General features: G+C 69.3%; 21 protein-coding genes and 2 pseudogenes. 5 read left to right on the forward strand and 18 right to left on the reverse strand.

The window, feature by feature from the left end:
- Window positions 1-9 precede the first annotated feature (9 nt).
- The 12 genes from BLU81_RS11615 to BLU81_RS11675 all read right to left on the reverse strand — a co-directional run bounded on the left by BLU81_RS11615 (window position 10) and on the right by BLU81_RS11675 (window position 13,105).
- Window positions 10-939: a sugar phosphate isomerase/epimerase family protein gene (locus tag BLU81_RS11615; RefSeq protein ID WP_092544208.1), complete on the reverse strand. Its 930-nt coding sequence runs from the start codon at window positions 937-939 to the stop codon at window positions 10-12.
- Window positions 936-1,853: an SCO3242 family prenyltransferase gene (locus BLU81_RS11620; protein WP_307833801.1), complete on the reverse strand. Its 918-nt coding sequence runs from the start codon at window positions 1,851-1,853 to the stop codon at window positions 936-938. The genes BLU81_RS11615 and BLU81_RS11620 overlap by 4 nt, the downstream gene beginning before the upstream one ends.
- 74 nt (window positions 1,854-1,927) lie before the next feature.
- Entirely contained in the window at window positions 1,928-3,076 is a 1,149-nt protein-coding gene (locus tag BLU81_RS11625) for an inositol-3-phosphate synthase (protein WP_092544212.1), read from the reverse strand.
- 127 nt (window positions 3,077-3,203) lie between these two features.
- On the reverse strand, window positions 3,204-4,370 hold the full coding sequence (locus BLU81_RS11630; protein WP_172890791.1) for a Gfo/Idh/MocA family protein: 1,167 nt from the start codon (window positions 4,368-4,370) through the stop codon (window positions 3,204-3,206).
- A 54-nt stretch (window positions 4,371-4,424) separates the two neighbouring features.
- Window positions 4,425-5,486, reverse strand: coding sequence for a substrate-binding domain-containing protein (locus BLU81_RS11635; RefSeq protein ID WP_092544216.1), 1,062 nt, complete (start codon window positions 5,484-5,486; stop codon window positions 4,425-4,427).
- 95 nt (window positions 5,487-5,581) lie between these two features.
- Window positions 5,582-6,634 carry an ABC transporter permease gene (locus tag BLU81_RS11640; RefSeq protein ID WP_092544218.1) on the reverse strand — a complete coding sequence of 351 codons (1,053 nt, stop codon included), beginning with the start codon at window positions 6,632-6,634 and terminating at the stop codon, window positions 5,582-5,584.
- Entirely contained in the window at window positions 6,631-8,139 is a 1,509-nt protein-coding gene (locus tag BLU81_RS11645; protein WP_231954763.1) for a sugar ABC transporter ATP-binding protein, read from the reverse strand. Before BLU81_RS11645 ends, BLU81_RS11640 begins: the two co-directional genes overlap by 4 nt.
- Window positions 8,140-8,309: 170 nt before the next feature.
- The gene (locus BLU81_RS11650; protein ID WP_172890793.1) at window positions 8,310-9,449 is read right to left on the reverse strand and encodes an ROK family transcriptional regulator; all 1,140 of its coding nucleotides are present in this window, start codon (window positions 9,447-9,449) and stop codon (window positions 8,310-8,312) included.
- 572 nt (window positions 9,450-10,021) lie between these two features.
- On the reverse strand, window positions 10,022-10,429 hold the full coding sequence (locus BLU81_RS11655) for a hypothetical protein (RefSeq protein WP_092543021.1): 408 nt from the start codon (window positions 10,427-10,429) through the stop codon (window positions 10,022-10,024).
- 7 nt (window positions 10,430-10,436) lie between these two features.
- A complete protein-coding gene (locus BLU81_RS11660) occupies window positions 10,437-11,261 on the reverse strand; it encodes an IS5 family transposase (protein WP_092556768.1) in 825 nt (274 codons plus the stop codon).
- 546 nt (window positions 11,262-11,807) lie between these two features.
- Window positions 11,808-12,020 carry a DNA-binding protein gene (locus tag BLU81_RS11670; RefSeq protein ID WP_231954424.1) on the reverse strand — a complete coding sequence of 71 codons (213 nt, stop codon included), beginning with the start codon at window positions 12,018-12,020 and terminating at the stop codon, window positions 11,808-11,810.
- Window positions 12,021-12,520: 500 nt separating this feature from the next.
- The gene (locus BLU81_RS11675; RefSeq protein WP_092544226.1) at window positions 12,521-13,105 is read right to left on the reverse strand and encodes a hypothetical protein; all 585 of its coding nucleotides are present in this window, start codon (window positions 13,103-13,105) and stop codon (window positions 12,521-12,523) included.
- A gap of 125 nt (window positions 13,106-13,230) precedes the next feature.
- On the opposite strand from BLU81_RS11675, the pseudogene BLU81_RS11680 reads away from it, so the two are divergent.
- A pseudogene (locus BLU81_RS11680) lies at window positions 13,231-13,561 on the forward strand (ArsR/SmtB family transcription factor).
- Window positions 13,561-14,301 carry a cation transporter gene (locus BLU81_RS11685; protein ID WP_092544228.1) on the forward strand — a complete coding sequence of 247 codons (741 nt, stop codon included), beginning with the start codon at window positions 13,561-13,563 and terminating at the stop codon, window positions 14,299-14,301. The pseudogene BLU81_RS11680 and the gene BLU81_RS11685 overlap by 1 nt, the downstream one beginning before the upstream one ends.
- 337 nt (window positions 14,302-14,638) lie before the next feature.
- Here BLU81_RS11685 and BLU81_RS11690 read toward each other — a convergent pair whose 3' ends face one another.
- The 4 genes and pseudogenes from BLU81_RS11690 to BLU81_RS51785 form a co-directional block, all read right to left on the reverse strand.
- The gene (locus BLU81_RS11690; RefSeq protein ID WP_092544230.1) at window positions 14,639-15,871 is read right to left on the reverse strand and encodes an outer membrane protein assembly factor BamB family protein; all 1,233 of its coding nucleotides are present in this window, start codon (window positions 15,869-15,871) and stop codon (window positions 14,639-14,641) included.
- 32 nt (window positions 15,872-15,903) lie between these two features.
- Complete coding sequence (locus BLU81_RS11695; RefSeq protein WP_197686195.1) at window positions 15,904-16,173, reverse strand: MDR/zinc-dependent alcohol dehydrogenase-like family protein; 270 nt, start codon at window positions 16,171-16,173, stop codon at window positions 15,904-15,906.
- 135 nt (window positions 16,174-16,308) lie between these two features.
- Window positions 16,309-16,734 (reverse strand): (R)-mandelonitrile lyase, encoded by a 426-nt coding sequence (locus BLU81_RS11700; protein ID WP_092544232.1) that lies wholly within the window; start codon window positions 16,732-16,734, stop codon window positions 16,309-16,311.
- A gap of 33 nt (window positions 16,735-16,767) precedes the next feature.
- Window positions 16,768-16,869, reverse strand: a pseudogene (locus BLU81_RS51785) (hypothetical protein); the annotation flags it as partial.
- Between the two features lie 171 nt (window positions 16,870-17,040).
- Here BLU81_RS51785 and BLU81_RS11705 point away from each other — a divergent pair.
- Window positions 17,041-17,925: a helix-turn-helix transcriptional regulator gene (locus BLU81_RS11705; RefSeq protein ID WP_092556942.1), complete on the forward strand. Its 885-nt coding sequence runs from the start codon at window positions 17,041-17,043 to the stop codon at window positions 17,923-17,925.
- 120 nt (window positions 17,926-18,045) lie between these two features.
- Here the strand turns inward: BLU81_RS11705 and BLU81_RS11710 are convergent, their stop codons facing one another.
- Window positions 18,046-18,579 (reverse strand): hypothetical protein, encoded by a 534-nt coding sequence (locus tag BLU81_RS11710; RefSeq protein ID WP_092544234.1) that lies wholly within the window; start codon window positions 18,577-18,579, stop codon window positions 18,046-18,048.
- 49 nt (window positions 18,580-18,628) lie between these two features.
- Window positions 18,629-19,279, reverse strand: coding sequence for a TetR/AcrR family transcriptional regulator (locus tag BLU81_RS11715; RefSeq protein WP_092544236.1), 651 nt, complete (start codon window positions 19,277-19,279; stop codon window positions 18,629-18,631).
- Between the two features lie 115 nt (window positions 19,280-19,394).
- Here BLU81_RS11715 and BLU81_RS11720 point away from each other — a divergent pair, with 115 nt between their 5' ends.
- Window positions 19,395-19,856: a YybH family protein gene (locus tag BLU81_RS11720; protein WP_092544238.1), complete on the forward strand. Its 462-nt coding sequence runs from the start codon at window positions 19,395-19,397 to the stop codon at window positions 19,854-19,856.
- Between the two features lie 125 nt (window positions 19,857-19,981).
- Entirely contained in the window at window positions 19,982-21,070 is a 1,089-nt protein-coding gene (locus BLU81_RS11725; RefSeq protein WP_092544240.1) for a LacI family DNA-binding transcriptional regulator, read from the forward strand.
- Window positions 21,071-21,103: the final 33 nt, after the last annotated feature.

Here is a 21,103-nt window from a genome sequence, read left to right on the forward strand (position 1 = left end):
GTTCTCCCCTCAGGCGGCTTTGAGGAATCGCAGGGAGTCGGCCGCCACCGTCGGGGCGGCGTGCGAGTGGCGGGGTAGTTCGACGGCTACCAGGCCTCGGTAACCAGCCCGCTCCAGCGCGGCCAGCACGGGTGGGAAGTCGATCTCGCCGGTGCCGAACTCCAAGTGCTCGTGGACGCCGCGGCGCATGTCGTCGATCTGCACGTTGACCAGGTGATCGGCCACGGCGGTCACGCAGTCGGGCACCGGCAGCGACTCCAGGCAGCGGCAATGGCCGATGTCGAGAGTGATGCCGAAACCGGCTGGTTCGCCGAGGGCCGCGTGCAGGCGGTGCCAGTCGGCTATGTCCTGGACCAGCATGCCCGGTTCCGGTTCGAAACCCAGTGGCATCGCGTGCTGCTGGGCGGTGGACAGGACTTCGGCGCAGCCGTTCACCAGCCGCTGCCAGGCCGTGGTGTCATCGACGTCGGCGGGTTTCACACCGGCCCAGAACGAGACGGCCTCCGCGCCCAGGTCGGCGCCGATCGTCACGGCTCGCTGCAGGAAGTCGATGCGGCGGGCACGTTCGTCGTGCAGCAGGGTCGGCGCGTGTTTGTGCCACCGGTCGAGCAGGAAGCGGGCGCCGGTTTCGATCACCACCGACATCCCGAGGCGGGCCAGACGTTCGGCCAGCGCGTCGACTCGGCGGGAGACATTTTTGGCGTACGGGTTGAGGTGCCCGTGGTCCAAGGTGAGCGCTACGCCGTCGTAGCCGAGGTCGGCCAGTACTGCCAGCGCGTCGGTCAGGCGGTGGTTGCTGAAACCGTTGGTGCCGTACCCGAATCGCAGTCCGCCTGGGGTTTCGCCCTTGCAGCGGCCGCCGTTCGTGCTTTTGCTCTTATCGCGGCCACCGTTCGCGCTTTCACCCGCGTCGCGGCCGCCGTTCGTGCTTTTGCTCATGTCGCGGCCACCTTTCGGGCCAGGCGGGCCGCTGCGGGGGCGAGGACCGCGGTGGCCACGCCTGCCGCTCCGGCACCGGACCTCGCGGCCAGCGCGCCCTGCAACACCGGAAGGGTGGTGATACCGGCGGTGACAGCGTCCTGGACCCGGGCCGCGGTGGGGTCCTCGGCCGCGCGACGTTGCGCCGCCCCGTAGCGGGCCAGATACCAGGTGGCCAGAGCTGCCGCGCCGAGCATCCGGCGACCGGACCGGGCCCCGGCTGCGGCGACGGCCACCGCCGCGGTGGCGGCCAGCGTGCGCCGGGGCAGCGACGGTTCCGCGCCCTCCACCTCGCGCTGGGACAAAACGGTCACCGTGTAGGTGTGCGCGGCCACCACCAGCGCGGACGGCACCGCGGGCCGCCAGCGTCCGCCGGTGCCGAGCAGCACGTTCAGGCCCCGGCAGGTGGCCATCACCGCCGGGCCCGCGACGGTGTTCTTGGCGCCCAGGTCGTACAACCAGATCGCCCCGGCCAGCGACACCGCCACCGGGATCTGCCGTCGCCCACCGGCCGTGACCGCGATGGCCAGCCCGGCCACGGTCAGCCCGGCGGCGATCCCGCCAGCGGTGGCCGGTGACACCCGGCCGGACGGGATCGGCCGGTGCGGACGCTCGACCGCGTCGACATGCCGGTCCGCGAGGTCGTTGGCGGCCATCCCGGCCCAGTACAGGCACACCGACGCGGCAGCCGTCGCCAGCGTGCGCGGCCTGAGCACCCCGGCGGCGGCAGCACCGGCCACGACGTCACCCGGCACCGACAGCGCGGCCGGCGCCCGGGTGAGTTCGACCAGGTCACGCCACCCGGTCCGATGCCGAGGTTCGCGGCGGCCGGTCACATCCGCAGTTCGGTGACCGGGTTCGCTTCGGTCGGTCACGTCAGCAGTTCGGTGACCGGGTTCGCTTCGGTCGGTCACATCACCAGTTCGGTGATCGGGTTCGCGGAGGCTGGTCATGCCTGGGGTCCGGCGCCGAGGGCGGCGGCGAACGCGGTCAGGGTCTGCCACTGGTCGGCCAGGCCGTGCGGGCCGTCGCCGAGCGGGTCCTTGAAGAAGAACGCCAGTTCGGTCAGCGGGCCGGTGTGGCCGGCGGCGTGGGCGGCGCCGGTGAGGCGGGCCAGGTCGAGGATCAGGGGTGCGGCCAGGGCCGAGTCGCAGCCGTGCCAGGTGAATTCCAGGCGCATGCCGGTGCCGAGGAAGCCGTTGAAGCTGATCAGGTCCCAGGCGGTCTTGAAGTCGCCGAGGTCTTCGACGTAGTCGATGCGGACCACACCTTGCGGCTGGTAGCCGAGGGTCTCCGCGAGGACGCGCTGTTTGCTGGCGGACTTGGCGGCGTTGGCACCCGGGTCGGTGAGGGTGGCCCCGTCGCCGCCGCCGAGCAGGTTCATTCCCGACCAGGTACGAACCTGCAGGTGCCGGTGGGCGAACATCGGCGCCAGCACCGATTTGAGCAGCGTCTCACCGGTCTTGCCGTCGTGTCCGGCGTGCGGCAGTCCCTGCCGGCGGGCCAGTTCGGCCAGGGCGGGCAGGCGGGCACCGGCCGACGGGGTGAAGTCGACGAACGGGCAACCGGCGGTGAACGCGGCGTACGCGTACAGGGCGCTCGGTGGCAGGATAGTCGCGCCGGTGCGCAGCGCGTCCTCGAGAGCGTCGATGGTGTCGTGGGCGGGGTGTGGTTCCGGGGCGGGTTCGGTGGACGACACGTTGATCACCACGACCCGGTCCAGGGCGTGCCGCTGCCGGAAGTCGACCAGGTCGGCGACCAGCCGGGCGGCGGTGATGGCTTGATCGGGGCCGTCCGGTACCGGCCGGATCTCGGCGTCGGCGGCGGCCAGGTCGTCGTGCAGTGCCCGGACCAGGGCGGCCGGTACCACCCCGGCGTCGCCGAGTTGTTCGGCCTTCTTGGTCAGCGGTATCGGTGACGGGTCGTGGCCGCCGAACACCAGGTCACCGAATCCGGCGAGCCCGGACGAGCGGAACTCGGGTAGTTCGGTGACACAACCGGTGGGCGGCGCCAGTCCGGCACGCAGCGCGAATGCTCCGACGATGCTGGTCACGGCGACGCTGCCGCGCCCACCGACCAGCCAGACTCCCAAGGACATCGATCCTCCGAACTCGCGACAACGGTTATGGCAGTCACCGGCCGGCGTCGACCGTCCGGACACGGGGCGCAACCGTGTCCGGACCCTCGCTGGTCGACGGCCGGTGAACTCAGTCGGCCGGCGGTGGTCAGGCGGCGATCTCGGTCAGGGCCGGTTCCACCTCCGACCACGAACCCAGTGCGGCGGAACGTTCGACGGCGTCCAGGACGAGCTGGACCTGCAGGGCGTCGGTGAACGACGGCGCGATCGGAGCCCCGGTGCCGATCGCTTCGAGCAGGTCGCGGGCCTGGTGGGTGAAGGAGTGTTCGTAACCGATGAGGTGACCGGGCGGCCACCAGGCGGCGACGTACGGATGGTCGGGCTCGGTGACCAGGATCCGGCTGAAGCCCTGCTCGTCGGAGGGCAGTGCGGCGTCGTAGAACTCCAGCTCGTTCATCCGCTCGAAGTCGAAGACCACCGACCCCTGTGACCCGTTGATCTCCACCCGCAGGCCGTTCTTGCGGCCGGTGGCGAACCGGGTGGCCTCGTAGGTGGCGATCGCCCCGCCATCGAGCCGGGCCACGAACAGCGCGGCGTCGTCGACGGTGACATCACCCGTGCCGGTCACCGTGTCACCGGCGCTGAGTCCGCTCGAATCGCCCGGCAACGGCCGCTGTTTGACGAACGTCTCGGTCAGCGCGCTCACCCCGGAGATCCGCTGACCGGTGACGTACTGGGTGAGGTCGATGATGTGCGCACCGATGTCACCCAGCGCGCCGGAGCCCGCCTTGTCCTTCTGCAGCCGCCAGACCAGCGGGAACTGCGGGTCGGTGATCCAGTCCTGCAGGTACACCGCGCGTACGTGCCGGATCTCGCCGAGCCTGCCGTCGGCGACCAGCCGCCGCATCAGGGCGACGGCCGGCACCCGCCGGTAGTTGAACCCGCACATCGACCGGACTCCGCCGGCTTGCGCCCGGACCGCGGCGGCCGCCATCGCACGTGCCTCGTCGATGGTGTTCGCGAGGGGTTTCTCGCACAGGACGTGCTTGCCGGCGGCCAGGGCGGCGATCGCGATCTCGGCATGGCTGTCGCCGGGGGTGCAGACGTCGATCAGGTCGATGTCGTCCCGGGTGATCAGCGACCGCCAGTCGGTGGTGTGTTCCGCCCAGCCGAGCTGGGCCGCCGCCGCGGCGACCTTGCCCGGATCCCGGCCGCTGACGGCCGTCATCCGGGCCCGCAGCGGCAGGTCGAAGACCCGGTTCACGGTGCGCCACGCCTGTGAGTGCGCGGTTCCCATGAACGCGTAGCCGACCATGCCGATGCGCAGGTCCGTGGTCTGCGTGGACAAGATGGGTCTCCCTTTGTGCGATCAGAAACCGAGCTTGAGGTACGCGCTCGCGTTCTCCTTGGTGATGGTCTCCGAGGCCAGGACGATCTCCTTGGGGACCTGCAGCTCGACCAGGTCGGACAGGCCCTTGCCCTGGCCGATCAGCCGGGCCAGCGAGATCGCCGAGGAGGCCATCGACGGGCTGTAGGTGACGGTCGCCTTGAGTGGGGTCTTGTCGGCCTGGATGTCCTCCATCGCCTTCTTGGAGCCGGCGCCGCCGACCATGATGAATTCGCTGCGACCGGCCTGGTTGATCGCGGCGAGCACGCCGACCCCCTGGTCGTCGTCGTGGTTCCAGAGCGCGTCCATCTTGGGTACGGCCTGCAGCAGCTGGCTGGCGGCCCGCTGGCCGGTGTCGACGGTGAACTCGGCCGGGACCCGCCGTTGCACGGTGAAGCCGGCCGCGGCGAGGGTGTCGGAGAAGCCCTTGGACCGGTTCTGGGTCAGTTCCAGGGAGTCGATGCCGGGGATCTCGCCGATCACCGGGTTGCTGATTCCCTTGGCTTTCATCTGGGCGACGATGTAGTCGGCGGCGGCCACGCCCATGCCGTAGTTGTCGCCCAGGATCTGGGTGCGGTAGGCGCGGGCGTCCGGGAAGGCCCGGTCCAGGTTGATCACCGGGATACCGGCGGTCATCGCCTGCAGGCCGAACGAGTTCAGTTCCTTGCCGTCGTGCGGCAGCAGCACGATGACGTTGGGCTTCTGCCCGAGCAGGGTGGACAGGGCGGCCCGCTGGGTGGCCGCGTCGGAGCCGGACTCGACGGTCTTCAGTTCCACGTCGGAGTAGGCGGTGGCCTGCGCCTTCGCGTTGGTGATGATGGCGCCGAGCCAGCCGTGGTCGGCGGCCGGTGCGGAGAAACCGATGACGACCTTGGTGCCGGGGGCCGCGTTGCCGGCGCTGGCGCCGCCTTCGTTCGGCTTGATCTGGGCGTCGTTGGAGTTCGTCTCGTTGCTGGTGCACGCGGTGAGGAGGGTTCCCGCGCCGAGTGCGGCACCGCCGAGCAGCAGGCGGCGTCGCGACAGGTCGCGACTGCTCTGTGTCATGGTATCTCCCGATTAATCGGTATGGATGGAACGGAAGAAGGGTGCACGGAACCCGGCAGCCGTCACACGGACGGTCGCCTGACGAGAAGCCGGGACTAGGTTCTGTTGCGGCTCAGGAACTGGGTGACGGCTTTGAACCGGAACTGCTGAACCAGGACGGCGGCGATGATGATGCCGCCCTTGACCATGTTCTGGGCCTCGGTGGACAGCCCGTTGATGGCGAACAGGTTGGTGATGGTGGCGAAGATGATCACGCCGAGCAGCGAGCCGACGATGGTGCCGCGGCCGCCGCTGAGCAGGGTGCCGCCGATGATCGCGGCGGCGATGGCGTCCAGTTCGTAGAGGTTGGCCATGGCGGCCTGCGCGGAGGTGGCCTGGGCGGTCAGCATGATCGCGGCGATGCCACAGCAGAGCCCGCTCAACCCGTACAACAGCATGGTGTGTCGTTTGACGTTGATCCCGGCCAGACGTGCGGCCTCGGGGTTGCCGCCGACCGCGATCGTGCGCCGGCCGAACGTGGTGCGGTTGAGCAGCACCCAGCCGACCGCGGCGACCACCGCCAGGACGTAGACCAGCAGCGGGATGCCGAACAGTTTCCCGGCCGCGATGCCGTTGATGAAGGCGCTCTCCGAGATCTGCGTCTGCTTCCCGGAGATCGACGCGGCCAGACCGCGGGCGGCCACCAGCATCGCGAGGGTGGCGATGAAGGGCACCAGCTTGCCGTACGAGATGAGCAGCCCGTTCACCAGCCCGACAGCCAGGCCCACCACGATCGCGGTGAAGATCATGCCGCCGGGGCCGTAACTCTGGGTGGCGACCGTGGTGGCCCACACCCCGGCCAGCGCGACGATGGCGCCGACCGACAGATCGATGCCGCCGCCGATGATCACGAAGGTCATGCCGACCGTGACCACCCCGATCACCGAGGCGAGCTGCAGGATCGACAGGACGTTGTTCCAGACCCAGGCCGAGTCGCTGTAGAGCTGCGGCTGGGTGACCGCACCGATCACGATCAGCGCGACCAGCACACCGACCAGGACCAGGTTACGGATGGTGTTCTCGCTGTTCTCGCCGCCCCACGGGATCCGGCGGGACCGTTCGGTCCCGGACTTCGGATGGTCGGCGACGACCGGTTCGCTGAGGGTCATAGCGCGGCACCTTCCAGGAGCGACCCCGCCATCACGAGATCGAGGACGGCGTCTTCGTCGATTTGTTTGGCGGGCGCGGTGTGGACCACCCGGCCCTCCCGCATCACCAGCACCCGGTCGGCCAGACCGAGCACCTCCGGGACCTCGCTGGAGACCAGCAGCACCCCGACCCCCTCGGCGGCCAGGTCACGGATCACCCGGTAGAGCTCGGCGCGGGCGCCGACGTCCACACCCCGGGTCGGTTCGTCGAGCAGCAGCAGCCGGGTGCCGCCGAGCAGCCACCGCCCGACCACCACCTTCTGCTGGTTGCCGCCGGACAGGGTGCGCACCGGCCGGCTCACGTCACGCGGGCGCAGTTCGAGGGACTCGGCGATCCGTTCGGCTTCGGCCCGTTCCCGCCGGGCACTGGTGAACCCGAACCGCGCGATCCGGGTGAACGTCGCGAGGGTCATGTTGCGGTGGACCGGCTCGCCGAGCAGCAGGGCTTGACTCTTGCGCTCCTCCGGAGCCATTCCCATTCCCGCGCGTACGGCGGATCCGACGTCACCGGGCCGCAGTCCGCGACCGTCGAACTCGACCGTGCCGGAATCGGGGCGGCGCGCCCCGTAAACGGTCTCCAGCAGTTCGGAGCGTCCGGAGCCGACCAATCCGGCAATCCCGACGATCTCGCCGGCGGCGACGGTGAGTGAGACGTCGGTGAACTCGCCACTGCGGCTCAGGCCCGTCACCCGCAGCAGTTCCTCGCGGTCGGCGGGCTCGGGACGCGGCGGGAAGACGTACTCGATGGTCCGTCCGGTCATCCGGCTGACCAGCTCACCGGTCGGGGTCGCGGCGGCCGGGAGGTCGGCCGCGGTGGTGCGACCGTCCTTGAGAACGGTCACCCGATCGCCGATGACCCGGATCTCCTCCAGCCGATGCGAGATGTAGACGACGGCGATGCCCTGGGCGGTCAGTTCCCGGATGATCCGGAACAGGTTCTCCACCTCGTCGTGGGCCAGCACCGCACTCGGCTCGTCCATGATCAGCAGCCGGGCGTCGTGCGACAGCGCCCGGGCCATGCTGACGATCTGCTTCGCGGCGGCCTGCAGTTTGTGGACCGGGCGACGCGGCGGGATCTCACCGTGCCCGAGCCGGCCCAGGATCTCGGAGGTCCGGGCTACGGCCTGCTTGCGGCGTACGAACCCCGCGCGGCGTGGCTCGTGGCCCAGGAACACGTTCTCGGCGACGGTCAGGTCCTCCACCAGGTCCAGTTCCTGGTAGATGGTGGCGATACCGGCATTCATGGCGGCCTGCGGATCGGCGAACGCGACCGGGTCACCGAGCCATTCGACGGTGCCCGAGTCGGGGCGGTGTACCCCGGACAGCACCTTGATGAGCGTCGACTTGCCGGCTCCGTTCTGCCCGAGCAGGCAGTGCACTTCGCCGGCGCGTACCTCTAGTTGGACGCCGTCGAGGGCTTTCACCCCGGGGAAGGTCTTGACCACATCGGTCAGCCGGAGCACCACCTCTGCCTGCTTTTTCACGGCAGCGTCTTCGTTCAGCCTGCCTTTTGCCGAGCCGGTCCCATCCGGCTCGCCTTTCGCTGCGGCGGTCCCATCCGGCTCGCCTTTCGCTGCGGCGGTCTCTTCCGGCTCGCCTTTCGCTGCGGCGGTCTCTTCCGGTTTCGGCGCGGCTGTCATGACGCCTGCTCGAACGCGACGTGGCTGGCCAGCACGGCGGCTCCGGTGACTCCGGCGCGGGAGCCGAGTTCGGAGAGCACGACCGGCAGGTTGCCGGTGGCCAGCGGAAGTGAGCGGCGGTAGACCGCACTGCGGATCTCGGCCAGCAGCAGATGCCCCAGCTGGGCGAGCCCTCCCCCGATCACGATCATCGAGGGGTTGGAGAAACTGACCAGTGAGGCGAGCACCGACCCGATGCGGTGCCCGCCCTCACGAATGAGCTGGATACAGGCGACGTCACCCTCGGCGGCACCGTCGGCGACGTCGCGGGCGGTGAGCGGGCCGTGCGCGGCGAGCCGTTCGGCCAGCGCGGGTGATGCGCCGGAGCGGGCGGCGGCCGTCGCGTCGCGGGCCAGGCTGACCCCGCTGAACAGGGATTCCAGGCAGCCGGTGTTGCCGCACGAGCAGACCGGGCCCTGCGGGTCGACCTGGATGTGGCCGATGTCCCCGGCACATCCGTCGGTGCCGCGGTAGACGTCACCGTTGAGGTGGATGCCGCAGCCGATCCCGGTACCGATCTTGATGAACAGGAAGTCGTCGACGCTGTGCGCCACTCCCCCGTGCCGTTCACCGATCGCCATGATGTTCACGTCGTTGTCGACCACGGTCGGGCAGCCGTGCTCCCGGGTCATCAGCTCGCGTACCGGAAATCGGTCCCAGCCCGGCATGATCGGCGGGGAGACCGGGACGCCGTCCCGGAAACTGACCGGTCCCGGCACGCCGACACCGATGCCGTCGAGCCGTTCGTACGCGCCGTCGATACGAGCCTTGGCCAGCAGTTCGTTGACCCGGTGCAGGATGTTCTTCGGCCCGGAACGGATGTCGGCCGCCTCGGTGTAGGCCGCGACCGGTTCCAGGCGGCCGTTGGTGACCTCGACGTCGATGGAGCTGGCGCCCAGGTCGACGGCGGCGAAATGCAGGCGCGGATGCAGTTGCACGAGAGTGGACCGCCGCCCGCCGCGAGAAGCGGCCATCCCGGCCTCAGCGACGTACTCGGCACCGACGAGCCGTTCGACCTCGGCGAGAAGCCGGGGCCGGGTCAACTCGAGACGGTCCGCGAGCTCGGCCCGAGAGATGGGCCCCTCATCCCGCAACATCTGCAGAAGCCGCAGGTAGGGCGGATCAACCGACGTACGCACGCACAGCCTCCTCGACACAGTGTCACAGGTTTGTTACGTGCGACACACAGTAGAAGCCATCGATGGAGGTGTCCATAGCTTCATATGAATCCGCACCAACTTTTGCCTGAGTCTGCAAAAGAGCCCCGCCCCGGCGGCACGCCGACCTGATCGACCACAGCCGCACCGGCCTGGCCTGCCACTCCACCGGCGGCCGCAGCGCCGCTTCCACAATGGCCGCCGGCTCTCGGACCCAGGCCGGAGTCAACATGGACGAAACGTTCTGCGACCCGATCCCACGTCCGGTCCGCACGGTCAGCCACTCCTGTCACTCGGCACCCGAACACCAGCCCGGCGGACGCAACACTTCACGCGACAGATTCCAGGGCTGCCATTACCTGCCTGACGCACGGTTCGTCCGGTTCGTCCGGTTCGCAGTAGCGTCCGGCTCGTCCGGCTAGCCGTAGCTCAGGCAGGTCATGCGGGTGCTTTGAGGTGTCTGAGCTACGGCTCGGGTGGCTCGGCTGTAGCTCAGAGGGCGGTAAGAAAGATTAGGTCCGTTTCGGGATGAGAGTGAATATTCCGGGTTCGTTCTCGATCAGGATTCCGCGGCTGACCATGCGTTTGAGTCGTGCCCGCGCGCCTTCGACGTGTTTCGGCGCGGGGTCGACGCCGACGGCGAGGCAGACGTCCTTGGCGCGCATCCCGGCCGGGTTCGCCGCGAGAGCGGCGAGAATCTGTTGGTAAGGGGCGCTGGCGATCGTCGGGTCGTCGTCGGTGAACTGCTCGGCGGCAAGGTCGCGCAGGGTCGTGCGGGTAGTCGCCAGATCGGCCAGCTCGCTGTCAAGGCGGGCGAGTTCGGCGGTGAGTGCGGTGATCTGCTCGCGGAGCTGGTCGGCGGCGTGACCAGCGGTGGTCTCTCGCTCGGCGATCAGGTCGAGGATCGCGGTCAGGTACACGGCGGATTCACCGCCAGGTCGGCGTGACGGCGTTCGTCAGCCGACGCACGATGTTGGCCGTGGAGGCCCAGAGCGTGCGTGACACGCTCGATTCGGGCCGGCTCTCGTATTCGCGGGTCAGCCGCCGGTGCAGCATCAGGGTGCCGTTGACCTGCTCGACCAGCCATCGCTTCTTCACCGGCACGAACCCGGGCCGGACATCGGAGCGTTTCACGACCTCCACGTCGATGCCCAGCACGGCACCGTGCAGGGCGAAGTCCTGTTTGAACCCGGCGTCGACGAAGGCACGGGTCACCGTCGGCGTGTGTTCGGCGACCTTGTCCAGCAGCCGGATCCCGATCGCGTTGTCGGTCACGGACGCGGCGGTCACGATCACCGCGATGATCAGGCCGAGAGCGTCCACGGCCAGGCCGCGTTTGCGGCCGGGAACCTTCTTGCCGGCGTCTTTGCCGGTGGTCGCGGCGGGGACGTGGTTCGCGGCCCGGATCGACTGGGTGTCCAGGATGACCGCGGTCGGGTCCTCGGCACGGCCGGCCTTCTCGCGGGCCTGACAGCGCAGCAGGTCATGAATCGCGGCATCGGTGCCGTCATCACGCCACAACCCGAAGTAGTAGTAGGTCACCGGCTTCTGGGGCAGATCGTGCGGCAGGTACGCCCACTGGCAGCCGGTCCGGTTCTGATACAGGATCGCGTTCACGATCTCTCGGAGATCCTGGTCGCCCACGCGTCCCGCGACCGAGACCCGTTTGGCTCTCCAGGCGTCCAGGAACGGGCCGATCAGCGCCCACTGTTCATCGGTGACGTCACTGGGGTACGGCTTACGCACGTTCATGACCAGCCCAACCGTGCAGCCGACCGGCCTGACGTGACCGATGTTCATCTATCACGCCATCGAGTGATCACTATCTACCGCGTACCCGCAGAACGATCTCCAAACGGACCCAACGCATAGATCAACCTAAACAGTCCGTGACCGCCCTCTCAGACAGGTAATACGGGTGCTTTGAGGTGCCTGAGCTACGGCTAGCCGCAGCTCAGGCGGGTTTGGTTCGAGCGTGGGTTATGGGCAGGACAGGGTGCGGCAGGGCGTGCGTGGACGGCCGGCGCGAGGCCGGAAGGGAGTGATGCGGACATTGCGGCGGTAGGGCGTACCTGCGCTGGAACTTGATCTTTTGGTTTTGGCCATGGAACGCTGGGCGGGGGCTGCCCTGCTCTTTCCGGGGCTCCAGAGGTGCACGACGACGAGGGCCACCACCTCGGCTGCACCGCATCGGGCGCAGACCAGTTCGGGGCACTCGTCGTGACCATCCTGGCAGGACGCACCGACGCCGATCCGAAGTCGTCTTCCAGCAGCCCCGTCACCCAACGGCGGCCTTTCTCAAGCCTCGCTGTTGGCGCTCTGATGGCGGCGATGAACACCCATCCAGGTCTCGACGTCACCGACGAGCCAGACCTTGCCCTGAGACAGGTCAGCAACCGGCTGGGGAAAGTCCGCCCTATTAGTGATCATGTAGGCGCGCTGACGACTGACCCCACCGAGCCGAATGCGGATCTCGTGGGCCCCCATGAAACTGAACTGCTCTCTCGACATGCCAACGACTATAGTGTCGAGACTAGTTGCCCCGCACCTTTTGGATCGCCGACAAACACCTCGCCACCGAAGGTTCCACCGGTCGGCTGAATCCCCATGCGAACCACAGCCCTCAAGGCCAGCGAAAACAGCCGTCGCCGGGACCGGGCGGAAATCGGCCGATGCTGGTGTCATCCGAACGCAGGAACGAGCTGTCAAGATTGTTTCGGGCGCCCGTGACCGGGTCGGTCAGGCACGCAATGAGCTTGCCAACGCGATTCGAGACGCTGACCAGGCAGGGTGTACGCCAGGCCGACTTTGTGACGGCTACCGATTACAGCCGGGAGAGGGTGCGCCAGATCGTCCGTGAGGCCTGACCCGACAAACGGCTGTCGGGGTTCCCTCTCGCGAACCTCGTCCCGCGGAAGCCTCGCGTAGCCATCCGAGCACCTCGATCAGGCCAAGGATTGGCCGGCAGCAGGGCACCGGCGAGCCTGCGAGGCTCAGGGGTCGCCGACGGCTCACCTCATGGGCCGTTGCCAGACGCGGAGCGGGCCGAGCGGTTCGAAGCCCAGCCGCACCGCATCTCGGAGATCCTGTTCGTAGCCGACTATCGCCCGGCCCGGAAACGCGCCGGCGATGGCGGCCACGGCCGAGGCCCTCGGGCCTTGCAGGTTCGACAAGCCGACGACGTCGCCGCTGAGGTGCGCGACAACCGAGCCATCGGGTCCACCGAAGACGGTCACCGTCGGGTCTTCGACGATCGAAGAACTGACCACCAGCCACGTCACCGGTATGAGCACGGGATCAGGCGGGCGCCAGATCCAGGTCGCGTCGAACAACGCTTCGAAGCCACGAGGCGCCAGGTCGAGGTCGGCGAAGCTGTCCTTCACCGAGCAGCCCGGCCCGATGTCGATGCCGTCCAGCACGTCCGCGGAGGACACACCGGGCCGCAGAGTCTCGGCATCAGGGTAGAACGGCGGAGAACGCCGGGCGGCATGCCAGCGGTCAGCCGTGAACGTCGTCGGCAAGCCGTGGGCACGGCAGACGGTATCGACCCACTCGGCATTCTCTCGGACGGCCGCGGCCAGCCGGTGACCCGTCATCACGACAGGTTAAGGGACCCCGGGTCGTACCCTTCAGCAGCCGGACGGTCCACTCATGCCACTGAGGGCGGTAGTCCCCGTGGACCCACATCAAAACAGTACAGATTTCGCTGTACTGTTTTGATGTGGAGATACTGACGCACGGCTCGGTGCTGGCCCGTTTCGGTCATGCCCTGTCGGACCCGACTCGGGCACGGCTGCTGCTCGCCCTGCGCGACGGGCCCGGTTATCCGGCCGAACTCGCCGATCTGCTGGGCTGCACACGGCAGAAGCTGTCGAACCACCTGACCTGCCTCCGCGGGTGCGGCTTGGTGGTCGCGGTACCGGAGGGCCCGCCGGGTCCGCTACGAACTGGCCGATCCACGTCTGGCACACGCCTTGGGTGATCTGCTCGGCCTGGTCCTCGCCGTCGACCCCACCGTCTGCGCGGACTCAGCCGACAAGGGCTGCTGCTGATGACCGGCCCGCTGATCCGGATCACCGCACCCGGGCCCAGACCTCAGCGGCGGGCCGTGCTCACCCGCCGGGTTCGGCTACTGGTCGCGGCGACCATCACCTACAACGTGATCGAGGCGGTCATCGCGATCACCGCCGGCACGATCGCCTCCTCGACCGCGCTGATCGGATTCGGGCTCGACTCGATCATCGAGGTGTCCTCGGCGGCCGCGGTCGCCTGGCAGTTCTCCGGCACCGACCCGGAACGCCGCGAGAAGACGGCCCTACGGATCATCGCGGTCTCGTTCTTCGCCCTGGCCGCCTATGTCGGCTTCGAGTCGGTGCGGGCCCTGCTGAGCGGCTCCGAGGCCGAACACTCGACGATCGGCCTGGTCCTGGCGGCGGTGTCGCTGGCGCTGATGCCCGGCCTGTCGTACGCCCAGCGCAGAGCCGGCCGAGAACTCAGGTCCCGCTCGGCGGTCGCCGACTCGAAACAGACGCTGCTGTGCACGTACCTCTCCGCGGTCCTGCTCGTCGGTCTCGCGGTGAACAGCCTGTTCGGCTGGTCCTGGGCCGACCCGATCGCCGCCCTGGTAATCGCCGCCGTCGCGATCAAGGAGGGCCGCGAGGCCTGGCGCGGCGACGCCTGCTGCGCCCTGCCCACAGCAGCCTCGACCGCACCCGGATGCTCCTGCTGCGGCGAAATCCCCAGCAACGAGTTGCCGGTAGAGTCGAGCGCATCGATGGATCATCGAGGGTGACCAGGCCGCCGCCCTGCCGATCCGGCGGAGCCGTGCCGACACCGATCAACGGCTCGGACCTGACTGTGTGGCATCGCGCAGCGCCGCTGGAGATATCGAGGCAGCCAGCACGCCGACGGCGTCCACGACCGCATCACCTGGGACTTCATCAGGTTCGTGCTCGGCTACCGGCGGAGGATACGGCCGCGGATCAACGATCTCGTCGCCGAGTACGGGAGGCATCTGCGATTCGTGACCCTGAACAGCCGACGACAGGAAAGGCGCTACCGCGAAAGCCGAACCGTCCAGATCAGAAACGCCGAGCGCCCGCTGTGACGCGCCCCGAGGAGATGAATGCTCAGCCGGCGGTCATGATGTGGAGGCGGCCGTCGAGTAGGCGGAGCAGGTGACGTCCGACCAGTTCGTACGACGAGTTGAGCAGTTGGTAGTCGACCTCGCCGATCAGGACCCTCCGGCCGGTGTCCAGGTCGAGGTGGTGGACGCTGATCTGTCCCAACGGGTCGTCGGGCCGGGGTCGCAGGACCAGCAGCCGCCCGGCGCCGGCCGTGGAGGTCGCGGGCTGACCGGGCACCTCGTCGCCGAGTCGCTGTCCGGTCCGGGCGTCGATGACCGACACCAGTGGTTGCCGGCCCTCGTCGGAGGTCCGCGGGTCGCGGGACGTCACGATGCGGTTCCCGAGGGCCGACCAGATGCCGTGGCCGGCGGGAAGCGCCCACCGCCGTACCCCGGTTCCGGGATCGATCCCGGAGATCCCTCTCCGGCCGGACAGGCAGACAACCGGGCCGCAGTCCTGCACGAGACCGCCACCGTCCATCTCGGCCCGCCAGCTCTCGGCGAGGGTGTCCAGCCGGTAGGCGGTGACGGTGAACGTGTTGCCGGAACGAGCCTCCACCAGCACGTTGTCGCCGGCGAAGGAGAAGTAGGGCTCCTCCTCGCCCTGGCGGAGCAGGCTACGGCTGAGCAGCGGGGTGCCGTCGTCGTAGCGCAGCAGGGTGAGTTCACCGGTGTCCACGGCGATGATCCCCGACCGCACCCCCACCGCCCCGGCCCGGTCCATCCGCCGTTGCCAGATCGTCGTGCCGTCACGGGCATTCACCAGCCGTAACCCGTTGGGCCTACGCTCGCGCAGCAACACCGTGCCCGCGGTGTGGGCCTCGACGCTGCCGGCCGGCTGCCACAACCGCGCGCCGGTGGCGGCGTCCAGAACCGTGTCGTGCACCAGCAGGAGCCCCGCGGCGGGCAGCACCGAGAACGATTCGGCCGCGACAGCCGCAGGCTCCGTCGGCCGGGTCCAGCGAACACTCCCGGTGGCCAGGTCGTACGCGGTCAGTTCGCCGCCGCCGTCCACCGCCCGCAACGTCCACACCGTGTCCCGGTCGGCCTGCGCGAACAACGTCCGCGTGACCGGTGCCGTCCACAGCGTGCGCACGGCCGGCTCGCCGGTGGGCACCGAATGCAGCGTCCCGAGACAGGCCGCGGCGGCGACTGCCACCGCGAAACCACGCCGCTGGTGGACGGGCGGACCGGGACGATCCGGTTCGCTCAGGTCACCGAGGTCGATCACCGCCATCCGTCGACCCTAAGGGACTGTCTCGCACCGGGTCAGGGTCGGACGAGGACCTTGAGGGCGGTGCGCTCGTCCACGGCCTGGAAGCCGGCCGGGGTCTCCTCGAGGCTGACGGTGCCGTCGAGGACCTTGCCGGGTTCGACCGTGCCGTCGAGGACGTCCGGCATCAGTTCGTCGATGTGGTTGCGAACCGGGGCGGGCCCGCCGGTCAGGGTGAGGTTGCGGCCGAACAGGTTCCAGCCGATGTCGCCGTCGTTGTACTGCGGCACGCCGAAGCGGCTGATCACATCGCCGGCCCGGACCACACCCAGGACCTGCTCGTACGCGGGTGCGTGGCCGACACATTCCAGGACGGTGTGGGTGCCGTCGCCGCCGGTCAGCTCCCGGACCCGCGGGCGATGGCCTGGCCGATCTGACCGGGACCGATGACGATGACGACCTCAGTCACGGATCACGCCACCGATCTGGTTGGCGCTCTTGTACAGGTCGTCGGTCACCGGTTCGAGCCAGGTGGTCGGATCGCCGCCGTCCGGCTCGGCCTCCAGCATCGCCAGGTGGCTCATGAAGGTGTCCTCGGCGGCGCCGTGCCAGTGGTCCTCGCCGGGCGGGCAGAGCACGGTGTCCCCGGCCCGGATCCGGAGCACGCTGCCGTCGCGGATGCCGACCAGGCCGACACCCTCGGTCACGTGCAGCGTCTGCCCGAGCGCGTGCGAGTGCCAGTTGGTGCGGGCGCCCGGCGTGAATCGCACCAGGGCGACGGTCAGCCGGGACGGTCCGGTGCCCTGGTGGATCGGGGTCATGTAGACGGCACCGGTGAACGCGGTAGGCGGCGTCTTGACGGTGGCGCTGACGTGCTTGAGTTCCATCTCGATCTCCTGAAAGCTCGATCTCCGGAAAGATCAGTCGGTGCCGGGAACCTGTTCGGCGACGCTCATCGCGCCCATCGCCTTGGGCCAGCCGGCGTAGCAGGCCAGATGGGTGATCGCGTCCTTGAGTTCGGTCTCGGTGTTCTGCGCGCCCGACGGTTCTTCTCGTCAGCCATGGCGTATCTCCTCCGGGGGTGGGATCACGTCTTCCAGGAAAGCAGGCGACCCGGGCCGGTGGGAGGCCCTGCTGAGGCAGGTAATGACAGGGCCTGTTTCCGGATCCACCCGGGCCCTACCGTGGGTGTCGTGGACAACCGGGACGACATCCGCGAATTCCTGGCCAGCCGACGGGCCAGGATCACCCCTGACCAGGCCGGCCTGCCCGATTTCGGCGGCAGCCGCCGGGTCGCCGGGCTGCGGCGTGCCGAGGTGGCGATGCTGGCCGGTGTCAGCCCCGACTACTACATCCGGCTGGAACGCGGCAACCTGTCCGGGGTCTCCGACCACGTCCTGGACGCCGTGTGCCGCGCCTTGCGTCTCGACGAGGCGGAACGCTCCCACCTGTTCGACCTGGCCCGTACCGCCAACACCGGCCCGCGCGCCCATCGCCGCGCCGCGAAGCAGAGGCAGCAGGTCCGTCCCGGCACCCGGCACCTGCTCGACGCGATGACCGAGGCCCCCGCGTTCGTCCGCAACGGGCGCCTCGACATCCTCGCCGCCAACCGTCTCGGCGAGGCGCTGTTTTCGCTCGCTTTCGACACCGCGGCCCGCCCGGCGAACCTGGCCCGGTTCTGCTTTCTCGACCCGCGTGCAGGGGAATTCCATCCCGGCTGGGACGATGCCGCGGACACCACCGTGGCGTTGCTGCGCACCGAAGCCGGGCGGGACCCGTACGACAGGGCGCTGACCGACCTGGTCGGTGAACTCGTCACCCGCAGCGACGACTTCCGCGTCCGATGGGGCGCCCACGACGTGCGTCTGCACCACACCGGCGTCAAACGGTTCCAGCATCCGGTCGTCGGCCGCATCGATCTGGGTTTCGAGGCCATGCCGATGCCCGCCGACCCAGGTCTCACCTTGACCGCCTACAGCGCCGGACCGGGCACGCCCGCCTCCGACGCGCTGCGCCTGCTGGCCAGTTGGGCGGCGACCACCCACCAACCGGAGGCCGCACCGGGCACCGGGGTCTAAACCCGTTCGCTACTCGCGGCCCGACAGAGCGCCTGCTGGGACAGCGAGCGCCTGCTAGGTCAGAGAGCCTGCCAGGTCAGAGCCTGATGGGACAGGGAGCGCCTGCGCTGGGGCAGGTGGTCAGCTGAGCGCCGCCACCGCCGCGGAGACGACGGCTCCGGCGAGCAGAACTGTTCCGGTTCCCGCACCGACGACGGCGCTTGGGTTGAGGCCCCGGGACCTGGCGACCGGAATCCCCGCCAGCGCGACCAGGGTGATCAGAGCTCCGGCGACGTGGATGGCCGGGAACTCGATGATCACCGCGACCGGGAACAGGTGCACCCCGACCACGAACGCGATCCACGCCGGGGTCCAGTCACGACGGCGCAGGACGGCCAGCAGGACCGCGCCGAGCGCCGCCACACCGAACTCGATGCCGACGACGATGCCGAACGTGCGGCTGGTGTCCTCGTCGAAGACGGTGCCGCCGGTCCAGTGCCGCCAGGCCAGCAGCACTCCAGCGACGACAGTGAGCACGGCGGCCACCGACCCGGCCAGCAGGAACCGCCGCCAGTGGCGGGGCGGGGCCTCCTGCGCCCACCCGAACCAGCCGGAGGCGAAGAACCCCAGCACCGCCGCGTTCACGGCGACATCGCGAACGTTCTCGGCGAACACCCCGCCTCCCCAGCATCCATGGACGACGATGGGCGGAGTTTATCCATCGTCAGTGTGTCGTCGGCAACCCGGCCGCGGTGGCGGCGATCATGCGCTGCAGTGTCGGCCGGAACGGCGGGAAGACACCGGCGATCTCCGGCTCGCGCTCGTACAGCTCGCGCAGCGCCGCCGGCGGGCGGGTCACCGGGAACAGTTTCGCCACGAACGCGCTGCCGGCCATCACCAGCGAAGCCCCGTCGGCCACGGTCAGTTCCGGGCAGGCGGCGGCGATCAACCGGCCCACGGTGAAGTACGTGTCGATGGCCCACGTCTTGTAGGTCCGCAGGGCCGCCATCGAGACGTTGTGTTCCAGCATCGTCTCGGCGTGAGTGGTGAGGTCGCAGTACAACGGCCGGTCGGCGTACGCGTCGGCGAGCGCGGTCGCCACCCCGGCGTAGCCGCTCGCCTGCCGTAGTGCCGCACCTGCGGCGTGCGCCCAGTCCGCGCCCTCCCGCATCGTCAACTGCAGGTAGATCTCCTCGCGCGTCCCGAAATATCGCAGCACGTTGGATTTGGCGAGCCCGACCGCCGCGGCGATGTCGCCGAGGCTGATCCGGGCCACACCGGATTCCTCGGCGAGGACGGCGGCGGTGGCGAGGATGTTCTCGCGCCGCTGGTTCTTCTGCTCCGGGCGCCTGGCCCGCTGAAACGACGCTTCCATGTCAGACCTCACCTTAGTCCCGCCATTAAGAGAACGTCGTTCTCTTGTTAAGAGCACGACGTTCTTATAACGTGCTCCACGACAGTACGACCCTTCGGCCCTGAATGGCAGGCTCATGACCCCCAGCAGCAGCACCGACCTCGGCCACACGATCGACGCCTTCGTGGCCGCCTTCAATGAACCCGCGCCCGACCTCGACCGGGTCATGTCCTTCTTCGCCGAGGACGCCCGCTACCTGCCCGGACACGGCCCCGAACTGCACGGGCTCACGGCGATCCGGGCGGAGTTCGCGCCACAGTTCGCCGGCCGCTACGGCGCGATGACCTTCGACGTGTACGACCAGGTGATCGACGAGTCACGGCGCCGCGCCACCATCCGCTGGGCGTGCCGGCTGGACATGACCGGTGCGGCCGGCCGGCGCGCGACGCCCCTGGTGCGGCTGTTCGCCCGGCTCCGCTACGGCGGCCGGATGCAGTGGCACGGCCTGGACGTCTTCCACTTCGACGCCGACGGCCGGATCACCGGCAAGTTCACCTACGCGACGTTCCGGCTCCCGCTCTGGGAACGAGCCGACTGAATCCGATCAAAGGCGGGCACCGTATCGCCAGGTGAAGGGCGCAGAAAACGCGTTCTCCCGGCCATCGACTATCCTGTGCTCACCCAGCGTGGCCGAGACCCAGCGTGGCCGGAGGAGCATCGCCCGTGGCAAGGAAGTCAGCGCCGGCCGATGCCGGCAGAACCACCGTCAAGGACGTCGCGGCACGAGCCGGTGTCTCCCCCGCCACGGTGTCACGTGTCCTGCTGGAGAACTATCCGGTCGCCGCCGCCACCCGCACGCGTGTGCTCCGGGCCATGCGGGAGCTGGACTATGTCGTCAACGCGCAGGCCCGGGCGCTGTCCGGTTCCTCGGCGAAGAACGTCGCGTTCCTGGCCGACGACATCACCGGCGCGTTCTACGCCTACATCGCCCGCGGGGTCATGCACCAGGCCAAGGACGAGGGCCGGTTGTGCATCGTGTGCAACACCGACGGGGACTGGGATCAGATCGTCCGGTTCATCGATCTGATGCGCCAGCAGGCCGCCGACGCCGTGATCCTGGTCGGCGGCGCCCGGGAGAACGAGGCCCACGAGCAGCGCCTGATCCACTACGCGCACGCTCTCGCCCGGTCCGGGTCCCGTCTGGTGCTGGTCGGCCGTCCGCCACTGTCCGATCCGACCGCCCCGGCCACCGTCGTCGAATACGACAACGAGGGCGGGGCGTACGCGGTGACCGGCCACCTGCTGGCCGCCGGGCACCGTCGGATCGCGTTTCTCGGGCAGGTGCCCGGCCTGGTGACCAGCAGTCAGCGGGTGGCCGGATTCCACAAGGCGCACCGGGCGATGGGCGTCGACCCCGATCCGGGGCTGATCGTGCCCGGCGACCACAGCCGCGTGTTCGGGCACCGGGCCACCCGCCGGCTGCTGGACTCCGGCGCGCGGTTCACCGCGGTCGTGGCCGCCACCGACGTGGTGGCCGCCGGCGCCCTGCAGGCATTGCGGGAGGCCGGAAAGCAGGTGCCCGGGGATGTCGCGGTCGTCGGGTACGACGACATACCGCTGGCCGCCGATCTCTTCCCGGCGCTCACCACCGTGCACGTCCCGCAGGAGGAACTGGGCCGGGCGGCGGTGCGGCTCGCTCTCAGCCGGGGTGAGAACGCCGGGCCGCAGCACCTGATGCTCGGCACACACGTGGTGGTGCGCGATTCGGCACCGCCGCCCGGCCACACCCCGGTCCGCCCGATCGCGCCCTGAGCGGCAACTTCGCGTACAAGAGCGCCCTGAGCG

Source organism: Actinoplanes derwentensis, from assembly GCF_900104725.1.
GTDB classification, from domain to species: Bacteria; Actinomycetota; Actinomycetes; order Mycobacteriales; family Micromonosporaceae; genus Actinoplanes; species Actinoplanes derwentensis.